Source organism: Pseudomonas sp. SWRI18 (assembly GCF_014268345.1).
GTDB classification, from domain to species: domain Bacteria; phylum Pseudomonadota; class Gammaproteobacteria; order Pseudomonadales; family Pseudomonadaceae; genus Aquipseudomonas; species Aquipseudomonas cedrina.
In genome coordinates this window covers 85,939-105,821 of sequence record NZ_JACCQQ010000002.1, presented here as the reverse complement: position 1 = coordinate 105,821, position 19,883 = coordinate 85,939, and the positions used below count along the sequence as shown (strand labels likewise).

The 19,883-nt window shown below is 61.7% G+C and carries 19 protein-coding genes and 1 tRNA gene; 8 read left to right on the top strand and 12 right to left on the bottom strand.

Annotated elements, in window-relative coordinates; all coding sequences use genetic code 11:
• Positions 1-45: 45 nt before the first annotated feature.
• Positions 46-897: a LysR substrate-binding domain-containing protein gene (locus H0Z09_RS03155; RefSeq protein ID WP_186687208.1), complete on the bottom strand. Its 852-nt coding sequence runs from the start codon at positions 895-897 to the stop codon at positions 46-48.
• A 101-nt stretch (positions 898-998) separates the two neighbouring features.
• On the opposite strand from H0Z09_RS03155, the gene H0Z09_RS03150 reads away from it, so the two are divergent.
• Positions 999-2,210 carry a CynX/NimT family MFS transporter gene (locus H0Z09_RS03150; RefSeq protein ID WP_186687205.1) on the top strand — a complete coding sequence of 404 codons (1,212 nt, stop codon included), beginning with the start codon at positions 999-1,001 and terminating at the stop codon, positions 2,208-2,210.
• Here the strand turns inward: H0Z09_RS03150 and H0Z09_RS03145 are convergent.
• The gene (locus H0Z09_RS03145; RefSeq protein WP_186687202.1) at positions 2,131-3,195 is read right to left on the bottom strand and encodes a fatty acid desaturase; all 1,065 of its coding nucleotides are present in this window, start codon (positions 3,193-3,195) and stop codon (positions 2,131-2,133) included. The two genes, H0Z09_RS03150 and H0Z09_RS03145, sit on opposite strands and share 80 nt — an antisense overlap.
• 101 nt (positions 3,196-3,296) lie before the next feature.
• Here H0Z09_RS03145 and H0Z09_RS03140 point away from each other — a divergent pair, with 101 nt between their 5' ends.
• On the top strand, positions 3,297-4,301 hold the full coding sequence (locus H0Z09_RS03140) for an AraC family transcriptional regulator (RefSeq protein ID WP_186687199.1): 1,005 nt from the start codon (positions 3,297-3,299) through the stop codon (positions 4,299-4,301).
• 144 nt (positions 4,302-4,445) lie between these two features.
• On the opposite strand, the gene H0Z09_RS03135 is transcribed toward H0Z09_RS03140, so the two are convergent.
• Complete coding sequence (locus H0Z09_RS03135) at positions 4,446-4,805, bottom strand: response regulator (protein WP_076951541.1); 360 nt, start codon at positions 4,803-4,805, stop codon at positions 4,446-4,448.
• Positions 4,806-4,904: 99 nt separating this feature from the next.
• On the opposite strand from H0Z09_RS03135, the gene H0Z09_RS03130 reads away from it, so the two are divergent.
• Positions 4,905-5,378: a heme-binding protein gene (locus H0Z09_RS03130; RefSeq protein ID WP_186687197.1), complete on the top strand. Its 474-nt coding sequence runs from the start codon at positions 4,905-4,907 to the stop codon at positions 5,376-5,378.
• 10 nt (positions 5,379-5,388) lie between these two features.
• Complete coding sequence (gene uraH / locus H0Z09_RS03125; protein WP_169379033.1) at positions 5,389-5,799, top strand: hydroxyisourate hydrolase; 411 nt, start codon at positions 5,389-5,391, stop codon at positions 5,797-5,799.
• Between the two features lies 1 nt (position 5,800).
• On the opposite strand, the gene H0Z09_RS03120 is transcribed toward uraH, so the two are convergent.
• Positions 5,801-6,487 (bottom strand): Crp/Fnr family transcriptional regulator, encoded by a 687-nt coding sequence (locus H0Z09_RS03120; RefSeq protein WP_186687195.1) that lies wholly within the window; start codon positions 6,485-6,487, stop codon positions 5,801-5,803.
• Positions 6,488-6,570: 83 nt separating this feature from the next.
• Here H0Z09_RS03120 and H0Z09_RS03115 point away from each other — a divergent pair, with 83 nt between their 5' ends.
• Positions 6,571-7,095: an Mpo1-like protein gene (locus tag H0Z09_RS03115; protein ID WP_186687193.1), complete on the top strand. Its 525-nt coding sequence runs from the start codon at positions 6,571-6,573 to the stop codon at positions 7,093-7,095.
• A gap of 80 nt (positions 7,096-7,175) precedes the next feature.
• On the opposite strand, the gene H0Z09_RS03110 is transcribed toward H0Z09_RS03115, so the two are convergent.
• From H0Z09_RS03110 to dibA, 6 genes are all read right to left on the bottom strand, one after another.
• Positions 7,176-8,156 (bottom strand): sulfate ABC transporter ATP-binding protein, encoded by a 981-nt coding sequence (locus H0Z09_RS03110; protein ID WP_076951536.1) that lies wholly within the window; start codon positions 8,154-8,156, stop codon positions 7,176-7,178.
• A gap of 3 nt (positions 8,157-8,159) precedes the next feature.
• The gene (cysW, locus tag H0Z09_RS03105; protein WP_076951535.1) at positions 8,160-9,032 is read right to left on the bottom strand and encodes a sulfate ABC transporter permease subunit CysW; all 873 of its coding nucleotides are present in this window, start codon (positions 9,030-9,032) and stop codon (positions 8,160-8,162) included.
• Between the two features lie 13 nt (positions 9,033-9,045).
• Positions 9,046-9,864 carry a sulfate ABC transporter permease subunit CysT gene (gene cysT, locus H0Z09_RS03100; RefSeq protein WP_076951534.1) on the bottom strand — a complete coding sequence of 273 codons (819 nt, stop codon included), beginning with the start codon at positions 9,862-9,864 and terminating at the stop codon, positions 9,046-9,048.
• Positions 9,865-10,090: 226 nt separating this feature from the next.
• Complete coding sequence (locus H0Z09_RS03095) at positions 10,091-11,101, bottom strand: sulfate ABC transporter substrate-binding protein (protein ID WP_076951533.1); 1,011 nt, start codon at positions 11,099-11,101, stop codon at positions 10,091-10,093.
• Between the two features lie 65 nt (positions 11,102-11,166).
• A complete protein-coding gene (oscA, locus tag H0Z09_RS03090) occupies positions 11,167-11,349 on the bottom strand; it encodes a sulfur starvation response protein OscA (protein WP_003170956.1) in 183 nt (60 codons plus the stop codon).
• 304 nt (positions 11,350-11,653) lie between these two features.
• A complete protein-coding gene (gene dibA, locus H0Z09_RS03085) occupies positions 11,654-13,567 on the bottom strand; it encodes a phosphodiesterase DibA (RefSeq protein WP_186687191.1) in 1,914 nt (637 codons plus the stop codon).
• Between the two features lie 165 nt (positions 13,568-13,732).
• Between dibA and desA the strand changes: the two genes are divergently transcribed.
• Positions 13,733-14,917, top strand: coding sequence for a delta-9 fatty acid desaturase DesA (desA, locus tag H0Z09_RS03080; RefSeq protein ID WP_186687189.1), 1,185 nt, complete (start codon positions 13,733-13,735; stop codon positions 14,915-14,917).
• A 188-nt stretch (positions 14,918-15,105) separates the two neighbouring features.
• Positions 15,106-16,107: a sensor domain-containing diguanylate cyclase gene (locus H0Z09_RS03075; RefSeq protein ID WP_186687187.1), complete on the top strand. Its 1,002-nt coding sequence runs from the start codon at positions 15,106-15,108 to the stop codon at positions 16,105-16,107.
• Positions 16,108-16,328: 221 nt separating this feature from the next.
• Here the strand turns inward: H0Z09_RS03075 and gabT are convergent, their stop codons facing one another.
• The gene (gene gabT / locus H0Z09_RS03070; RefSeq protein ID WP_186687185.1) at positions 16,329-17,606 is read right to left on the bottom strand and encodes a 4-aminobutyrate--2-oxoglutarate transaminase; all 1,278 of its coding nucleotides are present in this window, start codon (positions 17,604-17,606) and stop codon (positions 16,329-16,331) included.
• A 181-nt stretch (positions 17,607-17,787) separates the two neighbouring features.
• Positions 17,788-19,230: an NADP-dependent succinate-semialdehyde dehydrogenase gene (gabD, locus tag H0Z09_RS03065; protein WP_076951528.1), complete on the bottom strand. Its 1,443-nt coding sequence runs from the start codon at positions 19,228-19,230 to the stop codon at positions 17,788-17,790.
• Positions 19,231-19,601: 371 nt separating this feature from the next.
• Here gabD and H0Z09_RS03060 point away from each other — a divergent pair.
• Positions 19,602-19,678: transfer RNA gene (locus H0Z09_RS03060), tRNA-Arg, on the top strand.
• Positions 19,679-19,883 lie beyond the last annotated feature (205 nt).

Genomic DNA, 19,883 nt, shown 5'->3' with positions numbered 1-19,883 from the left:
CCCAGCGAAGGTACTGCGGGGAGGGTGACGTGGATCTCGGAAAACCTAGGGGGTGTGATGCGCGCATAACTCGAGTAACTGACGCAGCAGTGTCTGCCCTGCCGCCCCCAGGCCGCCGCGGCCGTACAATGCCAGGCGCACCCCCTGCACAGCCGGCAAACCACTGTCGACGCCCAGGATGCGATGCCCTGGTTGCACCACGCGCTCCGGCAGCAGGCTGATGCCCAGCCCCGCCGCCACCGCCGAGCACACGCTGGCCAGGCTGGCACTGGAATAGCCAATGCGCCAGCGCCAGCCGCCCACTTCCAGATGTTGCAGCATTTCATTGCGATACAGGCCGCCCACAGGGAACGCCACCAGCGGCAATGGGTCGCGGTGCAGGGACGGCGTGCTGCGGCTATCAACCCAGCACAACGGTTCTGGCCAAGAGGCCAGGCAGTCGTCGCTGTCGCCCATTTGCTTGACCAGCAAGACGTCGAACTCACCACTGCGGTACTGGCGCTGCAACTGCGGGCCAAGCCCGCTGGCGACTTCCAGGCGCACCCGGGGATAGGCCAGCACAAACGAAGACAGCAAGGGCATCAAGCGCTCAGCGGCAAAGTCTTCCGGTACGCCAAGACGCAGCACGCCGTCGCTTTGTTGGCCGATCAACACATCGGCGGCCTCCTCGTGCAGCGCCAGGATGCGCCGCGCATAGGCCAGCAAGCGCTCGCCCTCGACGGTGGCAACCACACGACGCTGGTCACGGTCCAGCAACTGGCAAGCCACCGCCTCTTCCAGGCGGCGGATCTGCTGGCTCACGGTCGACTGGGTCAAATGCAGGCGCTCAGCCGCCCGGGTGAAGCTAGCGCAATCGACGACCGCGACAAAACTGCGTAGCAACACGGGATCGAACATGGTCATTCCCTTTGCCACTGGATGGCATGGTTATATTTAATTTCAGAATACCCTGGGCGCTGGCCATACTCACGCCTCATTCACCCAATGCACGAGCACGCATGCCTCTCAATAAATCCTTCGCCGGCTGGGCCCTGCTGGTGGTGCTCGGCCTGAACCTGCGGCCGATCCTCAGCTCGATCAGCCCATTGCTCGGCGAGATTCGCCAGGCCACCGGCCTGAGTTTCCAGAGCAGCGCCCTGCTTACCAGCCTGCCGGTGGTGTGCATGGGCCTGGTGGCGCTGGTGGGTGTGCGCGTTGAAGCAAAGCTGGGTGAGCGGCGCGGCATCGCCTTGGGCCTGATGATGATTCTGCTGGCGTGCCTGGCCCGCTGGTTGATGGGCGAGGGCTCGGCGCTGCTGGTCACGGCCTTGCTCGGCGGTGCCGGCGTGGCGCTGATCCAGGCGTTGGTGCCGGCGATGATCAAGCGCGAGTTCCATTACCGCGTGCCGGTGGCGATGGGTGTGTATTCCGCGTCGTTGATGGCCGGTGGAGGGCTGGCGGCACTGCTCAGCCCGGTGGTGGCCAGCCATTTCCAGCACTGGCAGGCCGGGCTCGGCGTGTGGTTGTTGCCAGCGCTGGCGGCGTTGCTGCTGTGGGCCTGGTTGCCGCTGGGCGCTGCGAAAAATCCACAGTTAGCCCCGGCATTCCAGGGCCTGCGCAATCGTCGCGCCTGGCTGCTGGCGCTGTATTTCGGCTTGGTGAACTGCGGTTACATGAGCCTGGTGGCGTGGCTGCCCGCCTACTATCAGCAACTGGGCTGGGGCGTATTGCCCAGCGGATCATTGCTGGCCTTCATGACGATCTTCCAGGTGATCGCGGCGCTATTGATGCCGGTGCTGGCGCAACGCGGGGTCGACCGTCGGCCCCTGCTGTGGGTCAGCCTGCTGGCCCAGACCCTCGGCTACCTCGGCCTGTTGATTGCACCGTTGCAGTTTCCCCATGTGTGGGTGGCGCTGTGCGGTTTCGGCCTGGGGGCGTGTTTCGCCCTCAGCCTGTTGCTGACCCTGGACCATCACCGCGACCCGCGACAAGCCGGTCAACTGGCGGCGTTCGTACAGGGCGTGGGCTTTTTGATCAATGCGGTTTCGCCGTGGCTGACCGGCTGGTTGCGCGAAGTCACCGGTAGCTTTGTCAGCGCCTGGATCGTGCTGACCGTGACGGCGGTCGCGATGCTGGTGGTAACGCGGGTATTCAACCCGGCGACTTACCGTGGTGCGCCCGCGCCAGTGGTTCAAGCCGATTTGCCCGCGCAAACGTCCCGAAGTCATTGAAACGCACACCCATCTCAGCCATGACTTCATGCGCCACCCTGGCGGTGAGCTGGCGGATGTAGAACGGCTCCTTCACCACAAAATGGTGGATGCCATGGGTGCTGCCGAAATTGAAGCAGAACGCTTGCAGCGGCCACATCCACCAGGGGTTCAGCACTTGGGTCTGCTGGATCACATTGCCCAGTTCCACATCGCCGTAATAATGCATGTTGGAGCTGACGAAGTGCAGGCAGAACGTGCGCAGCACATTGGGGCCGACGATCACCACGGCGGCGATGTCGACCACCTGCATCATCTGCAAAGTGCCCGCTGACCATTCGATGGGCGCGCCCAGCAGGTTGGCGATGCCGTTGGCGGCATGAAAGCCGAGGAACACATACCACGCGCCCCAATGCAGCAGCGCCAGCGGTGCATACACCAGCAATACACGCTTGAGGATGCTGAACCTGTGCCGCCAGGTCTTGGCGCGCAACAGGCGAATCAGGGCCGACATCATGTTGTCGCCCACCATCAGCAACCGTGGGATGCCCCAGGGCTCGCCGTTGGTGATCGCGCGTTCCTCCATATCGGCCTCGGTGCCGGAGACCTTGTGATGGTTGAGGTGCAGGTGCCGGCGAATCCACGGGTTGATCGTGCTCGGCCGCGCCAGCCACACCAGGCCCATCATCAGGTTGTGCGCCAGGCGCTGCTTGCGAAAATACATGCTGTGGATCAGGTCGTGTTCCAGCTCATGGGTCAGTGAGGCGAAAAACGCGTTGAGCAGCAGGCAAGCCCACCACGCCATGTACCCCATGATGTAGAGCGCCGCCGAGCCGATCATGCCCACCAGCGCAAACGCCAGGATCCCCGCCCCCAGCGCATCCTGATGCAGCAACCAGGGATGTTGCCGACGCAGTCGCACGCCCTCGGCCAGCACCACTTCACGGATATGCGCCGCGCGCTGTTGTGCATTCATCCGCTGGGGACTTGCAGAAGTACCGTCCATGCTTCCATCCTCTGGTCTGTTGATGCTCACATCCTGCCCCAAGCGATCAGGCAGGATGCTAGCCCCGCACGCCAACCTGTTGACCGCAAGCGCCAATCGCCATGACCGAACCCACCTCCCTCGCCAGCTGGACCCGCGCCCTGCGCAAGCAGCTCGACGCCCTGGGCCTCGACAGTGCCGCGCTGTGCACGCAGGCCGGGCTCGACCCGCAGCGCATGGACGACCCCAACGCACGTTATCCGCTGTCGGCCACCACGCGCCTGTGGGCGTTGGCGGTGCAGGCCAGCGGCGATCCGGCCATCGGCTTGCGGGTGTCGCGGTTTGTCAGCCCCACCACGTTTCACGCGTTGGGGTATGCCTTGGTCGCCAGTGGCAGCTTGCGTGAAGTGTTCGAGCGCATCGTGCGTTATCACCAGGTGGTCAGCGATGCACTGATCCTGGAACTTAGCCTTGAAGGTGAGCGTTACCGCTTTCGCCTGTTGCAGCCGCCGGGCAGCCCGGCACCGGCATTTGAAGCCATCGATGCGTTCGCGGCGATTTATGTGCGCACCTGCCGCAACCGCCTGGGACGCAACTACGCGCCGCTGGCGGTGTACCTGCGACGGCCGCAGCCGGCCGATCCCCAGCCATGGCACAGGGTGTTTCGCGCGCCGGTATTCTTCGGCGCCGAAGAGGACCGCTTGGAGTTCGCCGCCCAGGATTTCGACAGCCACCTGGACGATGCCAACCCCGAACTGGCCGAACACAACGAAACCGTGCTCAAGCGCACCCTCGCCCAGCTGAAACCGCTGACCTGGGAACGCAAGGTGCGCGCGGCCATCGAGGCGCAACTGCCGGAGGGCGAGCCCGGCGCCGAGCGCATCGCCCAGGCCTTGCACCTGAGCCTGCGCAGCTTGCAGCGGCATCTCGCCGATGAAGGCTGCCGGTTTGATGCGTTGCTCAATGAATGCCGGGAGAACCTGGCGTTGCTGCATTTGCGCGATCCGCAGTGCTCATTGGCCGAGGTCAGTCACTTATTGGGATTTGCCGACACCAGCAGCTTCAACCGGGCGTTCAAGCGCTGGACGGGGATGACGCCGGGGCAGTTCAGGGATGGGTTGCGGTAGATAGGTTTGTGGTGTTTGGGAGGGCCTCTTCGCGAGCAAGCCCGCTCCCACAGTTGACCGCATTCCAACGCTGGAACTCGGTCAACTGTGGGAGCGGGCTTGCTCGCGAAAGCGCCGGAACAGGCACTGCAGCCTCCAGATGAATCAGCGCCCTCGACGCAACAACTTCTTCACCCGCACCACCAACGCCTTGTCCTCAAACGGCTTGAGCAAGTAATCATCCTCATGCAGCTCCAGCCCGCGCAGGCGATCTTCAATCCCGCCCGGCGTGGTCAGGAACAGCACCGGCGTCTGGCCCTTCTGCCGAATCGCCTGCTGCAGCTTCCAGGCATTGAGCCCCGGCAACATCACGTCCAGGATCACCAAGTCGTATTCGGTGCTTTCCACAAACCGCTGGGCGGCCATGCCGTTGGCCGCGACTTCCACGGCAAAGCCTGCCTCGCTCAGGCCCTGGGCCATGCGTTGCGCCAGTTGCGGCTGGTCTTCCACTAACAACACCTGCATGCCTACCTCTTGGGTTCATTACAAACCTGTCATCAAATTGTTCGGCTTTTGACCCCGTCCGCTGGCTAAGGTGGCGGCCTGCTTTCTGGAGCCGTTCCCATGTACCGCACCGCCTTGTTCTTGAGTATCGCCATCAGCGCCAGCGCCGTGGCCGCCCCGTCACTGCCGCGTCACGCCGACCTCGATCTGGCCACCGCCCGCCAACTGGCGGACGCCAGCCTGGCGCACTGCAGCGCGGCCATCGCCGTACTGGATCGCGGCGCCAACCTGTTGCTCAGCCTGCGCGCTGACGGCGTTGGCCCGCACAACAGCATCGCCAGCCAGCGTAAGGCGTATACCGCGCTGTCGTCGAAAACCCCGACCCGACTGTTCGCCGAGCGTGCCCGCAACAACCCCGAAGCCACCAACCTTAACAGCTTGCCCGAGTTGCTGTTGCTCGGCGGCGGCGTGCCGCTGTTTGCCGGCAACGAATTGGTGGGCGCGCTGGGCATCGCCGGGGCCGGTGGCGCCGAGCAGGACGAAGCGTGCGCGGTCAACGCGGCCAATCAACTTGGCTTGAACATCACCCCTTGAGGAAACATCGATGAAAACCCTGAACATGACCCTTGCCGCCCTCAGCCTGAGCGGCCTGAGCAGCCTGGCGCTGGCGGACGGCAACCCGCTGAGCGTGCATGTATTGAACCTGGAAAACGGCCTGCCGTCTGCCGGTGTCAGCGTCACCCTCGAACAGCACGTGGGCGATCACTGGCAGTCGCTGTCCAACGGCGTCACCAACCAGCAGGGGCGTATCGCCGAACTCTTCCCGGCCAACCAGGCCATGCAACCCGGCGAGTACCGCGTGGTATTCAAGACCGGCGATTACTACAAAAAAGCCAATCGCGAGACATTCTTCCCCGAGGTGCCGGTGATCTTCCAGGTCAAGCAGGCCGACCAGCATTACCATATTCCGCTGTTGCTCAGCCCTTACGGCTTTTCCACCTATCGCGGCTCGTAGTTCACAGGCCCGCCGCCTGCCGCAGGCCCTGCAAGTCCAGCACCTCAATCGCAGCGTAACTCAGGCCGATGATGCCCTGTTGCTCCAGCGCCTTGAGCAGACTGTTGGTGGTCTGGCGCGACAAGCCCAGCATCGCTGCCAGATCCTCCTGGGGCAGTTGCAGTGTGCGGCGCGCCGGGTCGATCTCGCCGTAGCCTTCGGCGATCATCAGCAGCCGATGGGCCAGGCGCGCCGACGCGGGCATCAGGCTCATCTGCTCGATGTTGATCAACGACAGGCGCAATTTGTGGCTCATCAACAGCGCCACGTCGCGCCAATACAGCGGCTGCCTGGCAAGAATGTCGAGCATCGACGCCTGCGGTACCTGCAACAGGGTGCACGAGCCCATCGCCAGGGCATCGTGGGTGCGCGGCAAGTTATCGAACAGGCAGATTTCGCCGAACCAGTAAGGCGTTTCCACCAGGCTCAATACCGCCTCCTTGCCCTGGGCATTCACCGCGCTGATGCGCATCGCGCCGTCCAGCACCGCATACAGCCCACACGGCGGATCGCCGCGTTTGAACAGCGACTGCCCCGCCGTCAGCGAGCGCAACCGCGCGGCCGCCAGCAGGCTACGCTGTAGCTCGACAGGCAGATGGCTGAACCAGTGCCCGCTGGCCAGGCGAGCGTGCCATTTCTCTGCATCCATGAGAACTCCGAAGATTGTCGCCCAGCTGACAGTTCGCCACAGGCTGACAGGGCATGATCAAACATCCTACAGGAGGAATAACAATGAAAAGCCTCGTCGACCACCTCAGCCAATACGCCGCCTACCACCGCGACCCGCGCAATATCGCCAGCCACTTTATTGGCATTCCACTGATCGTGGTCGCGGTCGCCGTGCTGCTGTCGCGTCCGCAATGGGCGGTCGGTGGCGTGTGGATTTCACCGGCGGTGATTGTCGCGCTGCTGTCGGCGTGGTTTTACCTGCGCCTGGAACTGGCGTTGGGCGTATTGATGACGTTGCTGATGGGTTTGTCGGTATGGGCCGGGCATGTGCTGGCGGCGCAGAGCACGCTGGTGTGGCTGGGCAGTGGCGTCGGGATGTTTGTGGTGGGCTGGGCGATTCAGTTTGTCGGGCATTACTACGAAGGCAAGAAGCCGGCGTTTATCGATGATGTGTCGGGGCTGATTGTGGGGCCGTTGTTTGTGGTGGCGGAATTGGCGTTTTTGCTGGGGTTGCGGCAGGGGTTGAAGCAGCAGATCGAGCAGCGCTCCGGGCCAGTAGTAGTACGCGGCAAAAACGCCACGGTGTAAGGCTTAACAAAGACCTCATGTGGGAGCTGGCTTGCCTGCTCCCACAGAAGCCCGCTCCCACATTGGGTGTTGCGGTGTGATTAGGCTTTTTGCCAGACCTTGGGCTTGAAGAACAGGGTCTCGCCACGGGCCAGGCCGGTCAGGCTGTCATGGTCCTTCACCACTTCAGCTTCGATCAGCTCGGGCTGGCCTTCAACCTTGAGCGTCACTCGCGTGGTCGCGCCCAGTGGGCGAATATCGCGCACTTCGGCCGCATGGTGATCCTCCAGTTCATGCCGCGACAGCGACACTTCGTGCGGACGGAACAGCAGGTGTTTGTCTTCACCCAAATGCAGACGGTTGGAGTCGCCGAGGAAGTGGTAGACGAAATCGCTGGCCGGGTTTTCGTAGACTTCGCCCGGTGAGCCGATCTGCTCGATCACACCCTTGTTCATCACCACGATGCGGTCGGCGACTTCCATGGCCTCTTCCTGGTCGTGGGTCACGAACACCGAGGTCAGGTTGATGTCTTCGTGCAGGCGCGCCAGCCAGCGGCGCAGTTCCTTGCGCACCTTGGCGTCGAGGGCGCCGAACGGCTCGTCCAGCAACAGCACTTTCGGCTCCACCGCCAGGGCGCGGGCCAGGGCGATACGCTGGCGCTGGCCACCGGAGAGTTGTTCCGGGTAGCGGTCCGACAGCCAATCCAACTGCACCATGTTCAGCAGTTCATGCACCTTGACCGCGATCTGGCTTTCGCTCGGGCGCTGGTTTTTCGGTTTCATGCGCAGGCCGAACGCCACGTTGTCGAACACGCTCATGTGGCGGAACAACGCATAGTGCTGGAACACAAACCCGACGTTGCGATCACGCACATCATGGCCGGAAACGTCTTCGCCGTGGAACACGATGCTGCCGTCATCCGGGGTTTCCAGGCCTGCAATGATGCGCAGCAAGGTGGTCTTGCCACAGCCGGACGGGCCCAGCAACGCCACCAGCTCGCCACTCTGGATGTCCAGATTGATGCTGTTGAGGGCCTTGAAGGCGTTGAAATTCTTGCTGACATTACGGACTTCGATCGACATGACTTATTCCTCACCGGCGCTGTTGCGCAGGCGGTTGATACGGTTCTCGCTCCACTGCTTGAGCAGCAGGATGAAGAGCGCCAGGATCAGCAACAGGCTGGCCACCGCAAACGCGGCGACGTGGTTGTATTCGTTGTAGAGAATCTCGACATGCAGCGGCAGGGTATTGGTGACGCCGCGAATGTGGCCGGACACCACCGACACCGCGCCGAACTCACCCATGGCCCGCGCGGTACACAGCACCACGCCGTAGATCAGGCCCCACTTGATATTCGGCACGGTGACATGCCAGAACATCTGCCAGCCATTGGCGCCCAGCAGGCGCGCGGCCTCTTCTTCCTGGGTGCCCTGTTCCTGCATCAGCGGGATCAGCTCACGGGCCACGAAGGGCACGGTGACGAAGATGGTCGCCAGCACGATACCGGGCAAGGCGAATACGATCTGGATGTCGTGGTCCTGCAACCACGGGCCGAAGAAGCCCTGGGCGCCGAACATCAGTACGTAGACCAGGCCCGCGATCACCGGCGACACCGAGAACGGCAGGTCGATCAGCGTCACCAGGATGCTTTTGCCTCGAAACGAGTACTTGCTCACGCACCAGGCCGCGCTGACGCCGAATACCACATTGAGCGGCACCGAAATCAGCACGGCGATCACCGTGAGTTTCAGCGCCGACAGCGCGTCGGGTTCGAGGATCGCGGTAAAGAACGCGCCAAGGCCGTTTTTCAGGCCCTGGGTCACCACGATCAGCAGCGGCAACAGCAGAAACAGGACGAACACCAGCCAACCAAGGCCGATCAGGATACGTCGCGACACAGCGCTGCCACGGCGGGCGGCGTTGGCCGAGGACGCGGCGGAAATAGACGATTGGGACATGTTCCGCGCCTCCTTATGGACGTTCGATGCGCCGCTGCAACAAGTTGATCAGCAGCAGCAATACAAAGGAAACCACCAGCATCAGCACGCCGATGGACGTGGCGCCGCGATAGTCGTATTGGTCAAGCTTGACCATGATCAGCAGCGGCAGTATCTCGGTTTTCATCGGCATGTTGCCGGCGATGAAGATCACCGAACCGTACTCACCGACGCCACGGGCAAATGCCAGGGCGAAACCGGTCAACCAGGCCGGCAGCAACGCAGGCACCAGGATGTAGCGGAACACCTGCAACGGCTTGGCGCCCAGGCAGGCGGCGGCTTCCTCGACTTCCCGGGGGATGTCGGCGAGCACCGGTTGCACCGTGCGCACCACGAATGGCAACGTGACGAAGGTCAGCGCCAGGGTGATGCCCAAGGGGGTGTAGGCGATCTTGAAGCCCAGGTCGGCGGCGAACTGGCCGACAAAGCCGTTCGGCGCGTACAAGGCCGTCAGCGCGATACCGGCTACGGCGGTGGGCAGGGCGAACGGCAGGTCGATCATCGCATCGATGATCTTGCGGCCGGGGAAGGTGTAGCGCACCAGCACCCAGGCCAGCAGCGTGCCGATCACGCCGTTGATCAGCGCGGCGTACAACGCAGTGCTGAAGCTCAGCTTCAATGCCGCCAGCACGCGCGGTGCGGAAATGATGGCCCAGAACTGATCCCAGGTGAGTTGGGCAGCGTGCACAAACATCGCCGCCAGCGGGATGAGTACGATCAGGCTGAGGTACACGACGGTGTAGCCCAGCGTCAGCCCGAAGCCGGGTATGACGGGGGAGGTACGACGCGACATAAGAGTCCTTGGTTAGCGGGTAGATACCACTGCAGGAACGCACTTTCCTGGGGAGCTGCTTTTCCTGTGGGAGCGGGCTTGCTCGCGAAAGCGGTGGTTCAGTTAAAACATCTTTGCCTGGCACTCCGCTTTCGCGAGCAAGCCCGCTCCCACATTTGATCTTCATTGCTTTGAGCATTGCGTTTGCTTAACTGATCACAGCAGAGCGCGCTCCTGTTAATTCGGCTTACTGCGCCGTGTAGATCTGGTCGAACACGCCACCGTCGTTAAAGAATTTCGGTTGGGCAGTTTTCCAGCCGCCGAAGTCTTTGTCGATAGTCACCAGGTCCAGTTTCGGGAACTGCTGGGCGTATTTGGCGGCGACTTTCTCATCGCGTGGGCGGTAGAAGTTTTTCGCCGCAATTTCCTGGCCAGCCGGGCTGTACAGGTGCTTGAGGTATTCGGTGGCGATCTCGGTGTTGCCCTTCTTCTCGGCGTTCTTGTCGACCACGGCCACTGGCGGCTCCGCGAGGATCGACAGCGAAGGCACGACGATATCGAACTTGTCGGCGCCGCCGTCTTCTTTCAGGGCCAGGAAGGCTTCGTTTTCCCAGGCCAGCAACACGTCACCCTGACCGTTGTTGACGAAGGTGATGGTTGAACCGCGCGCACCGGTGTCCAGCACCGGCACGTGCTTGAACAGCTCCTTGACGTATTCCTGAGCCTTGGCTTCGCTGCCACCGGCTTTCAGGCCGTAGGCCCAGGCGGCGAGGAAATTCCAGCGGGCGCCGCCGGAGGTTTTCGGGTTTGGCGTGATCACCGACACGTCTTTCTTGATCAGGTCGCCCCAATCCTTGATGCCTTTGGGGTTGCCCTTGCGCACCAGGAACACGATGGTCGAGGTGTACGGGGTGCTGGCATCCGGCAGGCGGGTCTGCCAATTTTCCGGGAGCGTCTTGCCCAGCTTGGCAACTTCGTCGATGTCACCCGCCAGGGCCAGGGTGACCACGTCGGCGCGCAGGCCATCGATCACAGCCCGGGCCTGCTTGCCCGAACCACCGTGGGATTGCTGGATCTTGACGGTGTCGCCGGGGTGGGACTGTTTCCAGAAGCTGGTGAACTCAGCGTTGTAATCCTGGTACAGCTCACGGGTAGGGTCGTACGAGACGTTGAGCAACTCGTAGTCCTTGGCAACCGCGGAACCTGCAAACACGGCGCTGGCCAGGGCGGCCAGGGCATAACGGCGAATCGACGACATAGAAGCTCCTGAAATTCTGGGGTGTTGGCTTTTTCTTATAGTTGCGGGTCTATCGCCGTTGTTGCTTAGCTCGGTTTGTTACCCGGGTTCTGCAGGCGGAATTTCTCTTTGCGTTCAATCTGCACGACTTGCGCGTTGTGCACCGTGATTTCCACCGCGCCAAACCGCAGATCGCGCAGGGCGCTCTGGATCTCGCGCAAAATGGCTGCTTCGTCCTGGCCGTCAACGCTACGTAGAGATGCGCTCATGGTCTCGCTCCTGAAATGAAGATGCCTGCACAGTAGTGGCACTGCTTGTGGCGTGAGGGCGATAGTAGACAAGCGCGGATATTCTTAAAAATACTATTTAAGAATGTTTATATAACCAAAAATAACTTCCTATTGGGGCGTGGGGTTAGGTGCAGGTTTCGTTTTGAGATGCAGGCGTCAAACCTGAAGAGATTCCAATGTGGGAGCGGGCTTGCTCGCGAAAGCGGAGTGTCAGTCACTGAAGATGTCGACTGAGCTACCGCATTCGCGAGCAAGCCCGCTCCCACATTTTTTTGACCGCATTTCAAGTTCTAATGACGGGTGCTGTCGACCAATCTATCTCTTCTGCCGGCACCGGCCGGCCGAACCAATATCCCTGCCCCATATCGCACTGCTGGTCGAGCAGAAACCGCGCCTGCTCCACCTGCTCGATCCCCTCGGCATGCACCTGCATGCCCATACTTTTGGCCAGGGCGATCACCACGCGCACAATCGCGGCGTCATCTTCGTCCCACGGCAGCCCGGCGACAAAACCCTGGTCGATCTTGAGTTTCTGTACCGGCAGGCGCTTGAGGCGCAGCAATGAGGAATAGCCGGTGCCAAAGTCATCGATGGCCAGGCGCAGGCCCAGCTCGCGCAGGCGGTGCATCTGCTCCAGGGCGACCTCCGGGTCTTGCATCACGGCGCTTTCAGTGACCTCCAGTTCAAGAAATGCAGGGTCCAGGCCGGTTTCATGCAGCACCTGGGCGACCTGCGCATACAGCTCGCGCCGCGCAAACAGGCGGCTGGACACGTTGACGGCGATGAAACTCAAGGGCGCGCCCTGGGACAACCATTGGCACATTTGCCGGCAGGCCTGGTTCATGACCCAGGCATCGATCTCGGCGATCAACCCGGTGCGTTCGGCAATGGGGATGAACTCGACCGGGGGCACCAGGCCCCGCTCCGGGTGCTGCCAGCGCACCAACGCCTCGACGCCGATCAAGCGGCCGCCGTGCAGCTCATGCACCGGTTGGTAATAGACGCAGAGCTCCTGCCGCTCGAGGGCGCGGCGCAATTCGCTGGCGATTTCCACACGGTTCTGCGCGTGAGCGGTGAGTTCTTCGGTGTACAACGCATAGCCTTCGCGGCCGGCACTCTTGGCCTTGAACAGCGCGGAATCGGCGTTACGCAGCAGTTGTTCGGCGCTCAGGGCGTCGTTGGGGAAGAGGCTGATACCGATACTGGCGCTGATAAACAGTTGGTGGCCATCGAAGATGAACGGTTGTTTCATCGTCTCCAAAATACGTTGCGCCAGGCCGCCGGCCTGGGCCAGCTGTGGACAACTTTCCGCCAGCACGGCGAACTCATCACCGCCCAGGCGCGCCAGGGTCACACCTGGGCCGAGCAGCGCCGTGAGCCGTTCGCCCACCAGTTTGAGCAACTGGTCACCGACGTTATGGCCGAGGCTGTCGTTGATGATCTTGAAGTGGTCCAGGTCCAGTAACAGCAGGGCGCAACCGCGCTTGTGCAGTTGCGCCGAGGCCAGCGCCTGCTCGGCGCGGTCGGTGAACAGCAGGCGGTTGGGCAGGTCGGTCAGCGGGTCGTGGTGCGCAAGGTGAGCCAGTTCGTGCTCGGAGTCCTTGATGGCGCTGATGTCGGAAAACACCGCGACGTAATGCGAGACCTGGCCTTGGTCATCGAAGATCACCCGAATGGTTTGCCACTGTGGATAAATCTCCCCGCTTTTGCGTCGGTTCCAGATTTCTCCGCTCCATTCGCCGGTGCGCGCCAGGCTCTGGAACATCTGCTGGTAAAAATTCGACGAATGGCGCCCGGACTTGAACAGGCTCGGCTGCTGGCCTATGACGTCTTCGCGCTGGTAGCCGGTGATCGCCATAAAAGCCCGATTAACGTGGACAATCAGTCCCTGCGCGTCGGTCACCAGCACGCCTTCGCGGGTGCAATCGAACACCGCAGCTGCCTGGCGCAGGCGCTCGCGGTTTTCCTTGAGGGGTTGCAGCAACTGGCTGGCACGGGCAAATCGGGCGCAAAGCAGGGAAATCGCCACGGCACTGAGGGCCACCCACACATAGCCGCGAACCTGCAGCCAATCGGTCAGCTCACTCGGGTTATCGAGAAATTCGATCAATATCGCGGGCGTGAGGCTTATCCACAGCACGGAAACCAGCAGGTACACCAGCCCCGCACGCAGGGCACCTCGGTATGAAAACAGCATATGGTCAGTAATCCTTACCCAAAAACAGAATCGCCCTACGAAGGTTGCGGATTATAGAATAAGAAACATCCAGTCACTCCTATCTGAAAGGGCGGCTGGTTTTCTGTGTAGGCTTAGTGATAATGCGTGAGCTGTTCTTTTCTTTATCTGAGGGCCATACAGCCTATGTGGTACAACGGTTTTCTTGACCTGTCAGCCTGGCAACTGGTGGCGGTCACTCTGTTGATGACCCACGTGACCATTATTGCGGTCACGGTCTATCTGCATCGTTATTCAGCCCATCGCTCCCTGGAGCTCAATGCCGGCCTGAAACACTTCTTCCGCTTCTGGCTGTGGTTGACCACGGCGCAGAACACCCGCGAGTGGACCGCTATCCACCGCAAGCATCACGCCAAGTGCGAAACCGTCGACGACCCGCACAGCCCGGTGATCAAAGGCCTGTCGACCGTGCTGCGCAAAGGCGCCGAGCTGTACCGCACCGAGGCCGAGAACCCCGAGACCCTGCGCATCTACGGCAAGAACTGCCCGGACGACTGGATCGAGCGCAAGGTCTACACGCGCTATCCGCTGCTGGGCGTGGCGATCATGGGCGTGATCGACCTGCTGCTGTTCGGCACCATCGGCATCACGATCTGGGCGATCCAGATGATGTGGATTCCCTTCTGGGCCGCCGGCGTAATCAATGGCCTGGGCCATGCCGTGGGCTATCGCAATTTCGAATGCCGTGACGCGGCGACCAACCTGGTGCCATGGGGCATTATCGTGGGTGGCGAAGAGCTGCATAACAACCATCACACCTACCCCAACTCCGCCAAGCTGTCGGTGAAGAAGTGGGAGTTCGACCTGGGCTGGGCGTGGATCAAGGTATTCAGCTTTCTGCGCCTGGCCAAGGTGCAACGCGTCGCCCCTATCGCCCATCGCGTGGAAGGCAAGGGCCACCTGGACATGGACACCGCCATGGCGATCCTCAACAACCGCTTCCAGATCATGGCCCAGTACCGCAAATTGGTCATTGGCCCGCTGGTCAAACAGGAGCTGGAAAAGGTCGATCACTCGGTGCGCCACCAGTTCCACCGCGCCAAGCGCCTGCTGTCGCGGGAAACCAGCTTGCTGGACGACCGCCATCACCTGCGCATCCAGAGCATGCTGGAACACAGCCAGGCCCTGAAAGTGATCTACGAAAAGCGCCTGGCGCTGCAGCAGATCTGGCTGAAGACCAGTTCAAACGGCCACGATATGCTCGCCGCCATCAAGGAATGGGTGCACGAGGCCGAGGCCAGCGGCATCCAGTCCCTGCGGGACTTCGCCCATCAATTGAAAACCTATTCGCTGCGCCCTGTAACCGTATGAGGGTACGGTGGGAGGGCCTTCCCTCCCACCCCGCAGCTTTTTGGCGTCATTTCTCGGTCACCGGCAATCGGTCCTGTTGACGGAACTTCACTGCAATTCGCCTCTCTCAATGAACACTTCGCCATCATGGTGGCCCCTTGTTGTGACCGCTGCTCCACCTTGCGGCGCGCCCAGAGAGAGTTGTGCCGATGGTTCACGAAAAGCCTTGTTTGCCTGATCCACCCGTCGCTGAACACCCGCGTCCGGCTGCGGCTTCAACCCTGCTGGCGCTGGTGCATGCACAGGGTGAGGTCGAGCGCTTGAGTGAACGCGAACAGCTGCTGAGTTCGCTGCTGGTCAGCGTCAATGCGGTGCTGTGGGCCATCGACTGGGAGACCCGCCGCGTACTCTATGTGAGCCCCGCCTATGAGCGCATATTCGGACGCTCCGCCGGCCTGCTGCTTGCCGACTATCGGGAATGGCGCAACAGCATCCACCCCGAAGACCTCGACTACGCCGAACACAGCCTGGCCCGCGTGCTGGAAACCGGCACCGTGGAGGACCGCGAGTACCGCATCATCACCGCCGACGGGCAGATCCGCTGGCTGAGCGACAAGTGTTACATCAACCAGCAGGCCGACCCCGACGAACCGCTGGTGGTAGTGGGCATGGCCGAAGACATCACCGAAAAGAAACAGATGGAACTGGAGCTGCACCGTCTGGCCACCACCGACGTGCTGACCCAGAGCAGCAACCGCCGACATTTCTTCGAATGCGCCAACCAGGCCTTCGACAGCGCCTGCGCCCAAGGCGCGCCGCTGGCCTTCCTGCTGCTGGACATCGATGACTTCAAGGACGTCAACGATACCTACGGCCACCTCGAAGGCGACCAGGTATTGCGCCGTATCGCCGAGAGCGGTCGCAGCGTATTGCGCCGTGGCGACCTGTTCGGGCGCATTGGCGGCGAAGAATTTGCAGCCGTGCTACCCGGTTGCTCGCCGGAAATGGCCCTGCAAGTCGCCGAGCGGCTGGGCAGGGAGATCCAGGCGCTGAGCTTCAGTTATGCGGGCCAGACCTTCAGCGTGACCATCAGCCAGGGCCTTGCCAGCCTCACCGAACAAGACTCGACGCTGGACAATTTGTTCGCCCGGGCCGATACCGCCATGTACGAGGCCAAGCGTTTGGGCAAGAACCGCGTGGTGGCGGGCTGAGATCGAACACTTTCAGTGGCTACACCAGAGATCCAATGTGGGAGCGGGCTTGCTCGCGAAGGCGGAGTGTCAGTCACAGATGTTTTAACTGACCCACCGCTTTCGCGAGCAAGCCCGCTCCCACATTTGGATTTATGTCGCCCTCCAGGCCTTGCGCGCCTTGCCACCGGTACAAAAAAACCCGCCGAAGCGGGTTTTTTTTCGATCAGGCCAGCCTGCGCTTACAGCTCGGAGAAGCACTCTTCAATGATCGCCAAGCCTTTGTCCAACTGCTCGTCCGGCGAGGTCAGCGGCACCAGTACGCGCAACACGTTGCCGTAGGTACCGCAGGACAACAGGATCAGCCCCTTGTCACGCGCCTTGGCCACCACCGAGGCGACCGCCGCCGCGTTTGGCTTGTGGCTGTCGCCATTCTCGAACAGCTCGACCGCGATCATCGCGCCCAGGGCGCGCACTTCGCCGATCACCGGGTACTTGGCCTGGATCGCCTTGAGGCCAGTCACCAGACGCTCGCCCACCGCCTTGCAGCGGTCCAGCAGGTGCTCTTCTTCAAACACCTCCATCACCGCCAGCGCGGCCGCGCAAGCGATCGGGCTACCGGCGTAGGTGCCGCCCAGGCCGCCTGGGGCGATGGCGTCCATGTATTCGGCCTTGCCGCACACACCGGCCAGCGGGAAACCGCCGGCGATGGATTTGGCGAAGGTGGTCAGGTCGGCGGCAACGCCCATCTGTTCCATGGCGAAGAAGGTACCGGTACGGCCGGCACCGGTTTGCACTTCGTCGGCGATCAGCAGGATGCCGTGCTTGTCGCACAGCTCGCGCAGGCGCTTCATGAAGGACTTGGGCGCGACGTAGAAACCGCCCTCACCCTGCACCGGCTCGATGATGATTGCAGCGATATCACGCGGCTCGGCATCGTTCTTGAAAATGCGCTCGATGCTGGCGATGGCATCGTCGTCGCTCACGCCGTGCAGTTCATTCGGGAACAGCGCACGGAACACGCCGCCGGGCATCAAGCCCATGCCGGCCGAGTACGGCACGACTTTGCCGGTGAGGCCCAGGGTCATCATGGTACGGCCATGGTAAGCGCCGGTGAACGCGATCACGCCGGCACGGCCGGTGGCGGCACGGGCGATCTTCACCGCGTTTTCCACCGCTTCGGAACCGGTGGTGACCAGCAGGGTTTTCTTGGCGAAATCACCTGGGACCTTGGCGTTGATTTTTTCGCACAGTTCCACGTAAGGCTCGTAGGCCAGGACCTGGAAGCAAGTGTGGGTCAGCTTGTTCAGCTGTTCGGTCACGGCGGCGATGATTTTCGGGTGCACGTGGCCGGTGTTCAGCACGGCGATACCGCCGGCGAAGTCGATGAACTCGCGACCTTCAACGTCGGTCACGGTGGCGTTCTTCGCCGATTCGGCGAAGATCGGGTGAATCTGGCCAACACCGCGCGGTACAGCGGCTTCGCGGCGTTTCATCAGGGAAGCGTTGGTCTTGCTCATAAAGTCCTCATTCGCCGCTCATCGGGCGGCGTGGCTCAAGGATAGGTGGCGGGGAGGCAACTACGGCAGCATGCGATGATCGACTGCCACAGCTTTCCCGGCCACTGCGAATAACGGGGTGAAACACGCAAAGGGTCAGCGCTCTCGTGCCCTCTGCGTTTACTGCAATCTCTTACAGGGCTTAGATGCCCAGGCAGAGGTATTTGATTTCCAGGTAATCCTCGATCCCGTACTTGGAGCCCTCACGGCCCAGGCCCGACGCCTTGATGCCGCCGAACGGCGCCACTTCGTTGGAGATCAACCCGGTGTTGACGCCGACCATGCCGTATTCCAGGGCTTCAGCTACACGGAACACACGGCCCAGGTCGCGGGCATAGAAGTACGAAGCCAGGCCGAACTCGGTGTCGTTGGCCATTGCGATCACTTCGGCTTCGTCTTTAAAGCGGAACAGCGGTGCGAGCGGACCGAAGGTTTCTTCCTTGGCCACGGCCGCGTCTTTCGACACGTTGGTGAGGATGGTCGGCTCGAAGAAGTTGCCTTCCATCGCCTTGCCACCGGCCAGCAGCGTCGCGCCTTTGCTCAGGGCATCGGCAATGTGTTCCTGGACCTTGGCCACGGCCTTCTCGTCGATCAGCGGACCAGTGGTGGTGCCTTCTTCCAGACCGTTGCCGATCTTGAGCTTGGCCACGGCCACCTTGAGTTTTTCCGCGAACGCGTCGTAGACCGAGTCCTGGATGTACAGGCGGTTGGCGCAGACGCAGGTCTGGCCATTGTTGCGGTATTTGGAAATGATCGCACCTTCGACGGCCTTATCCAGGTCGGCGTCGTCGAACACGATGAACGGCGCGTTACCGCCCAGCTCCAGGGAAACCTTCTTGATGTCCTTGGCGCATTCGGCCATCAACTGGCGACCGATTTCAGTCGAGCCGGTGAACGACAACTTACGCACGATCGGGTTGCTGGTCAGCTCGCCGCCGATGTCGCCAGCGCTGCCGGTAACCACGCTCAACACGCCTTTAGGGATGCCGGCACGGTGCGCCAGCTCAACCAGCGCCAAGGCCGAAAACGGCGTTTGCGACGCCGGCTTGATCACCATGGTGCAACCGGCGGCCAGGGCCGGGCCGGCTTTACGGGTGATCATCGCGGCCGGGAAGTTCCACGGCGTGATCGCTGCGGTCACACCGATGGGCTGCTTGATCACGATCAGACGCTTGTCGGGCTGGTGGCCGGGGATCACGTCGCCATAGATGCGCTTGGCTTCTTCGGCGAACCACTCGATAAAGGAGGCGGCATAGACGATTTCGCCCTTGGCTTCCGCCAGCGGCTTGCCCTGCTCGAGGGTCATCAGGCGACCGAGGTCATCCTGGTTTTCGATCAACAGCTCAAACCAACGGCGCAGCTTATTGGCGCGCTCCTTGGCGGTGAGCGCACGCCAGGCCGGCAACGCCTTGTCGGCGGCCTCGATGGCCCGGCGGGTTTCCGCGGCGCCCATCTTCGGCACGGTACCGAGAATCTCGCCCGTGGCGGGGTTGTTGACCTTGATCGTCTGACCGTTGTCCGCATCGACCCAAGCGCCATCGATAAAGGCTTGCTGGCGGAACAACTGGGTGTCTTTGAGCTGCATGTCGGCTTTCCTTAACAGCACCGCGCGCACGCGGAGCGAATTAGAGTTGTTGAAAGGCGCCTTGTGGGCTGCCGTCAGGGAAATCGGCCTCAACGCGCCACAGTGAATAGATAGCGCACGAGAGGCAGAGCGTTTGAAATCTCAAACGAATCCTAGGATCAATGGGGGTACAGGGCAATAGCCTGTTCGAAAAAAAGAACGAAACCGCCGCGTTTGCCTGAACTTTCTGATCAGCGTAGTTGGCCTTGGTTTCGACGCACTGATCGATGGTGCCTGGGTTAGGGCCTCCGGGCGGCAGGTTCCTACGCGCAAAGGCCCGAAGACCGGCATGGACGCCCAAGGTCGACATGGGTATGATGTCGCCCGCACAAGCATCCGTAGCTCAGCTGGATAGAGTACTGCCCTCCGAAGGCAGGGGTCGTGGGTTCGAATCCCGCCGGGTGCACCAGATACAGATGAGAAAGCCCCAGGCCGAAAGAGCTGGGGCTTTTTTGTGGGTGTTTTTTTGTAAGCCTTGGGGTCAACTGGGCGGCAGTTGGCTCTGCTCCGAGCCTGCAATCCTGCGTGAGGTGGGGTGTCACGCAATGAACGAGGCATTGGTCTGAACGTAAATAAATCTGTCCCCTTTTTCTCGAAGAGACACAGATCAGTGC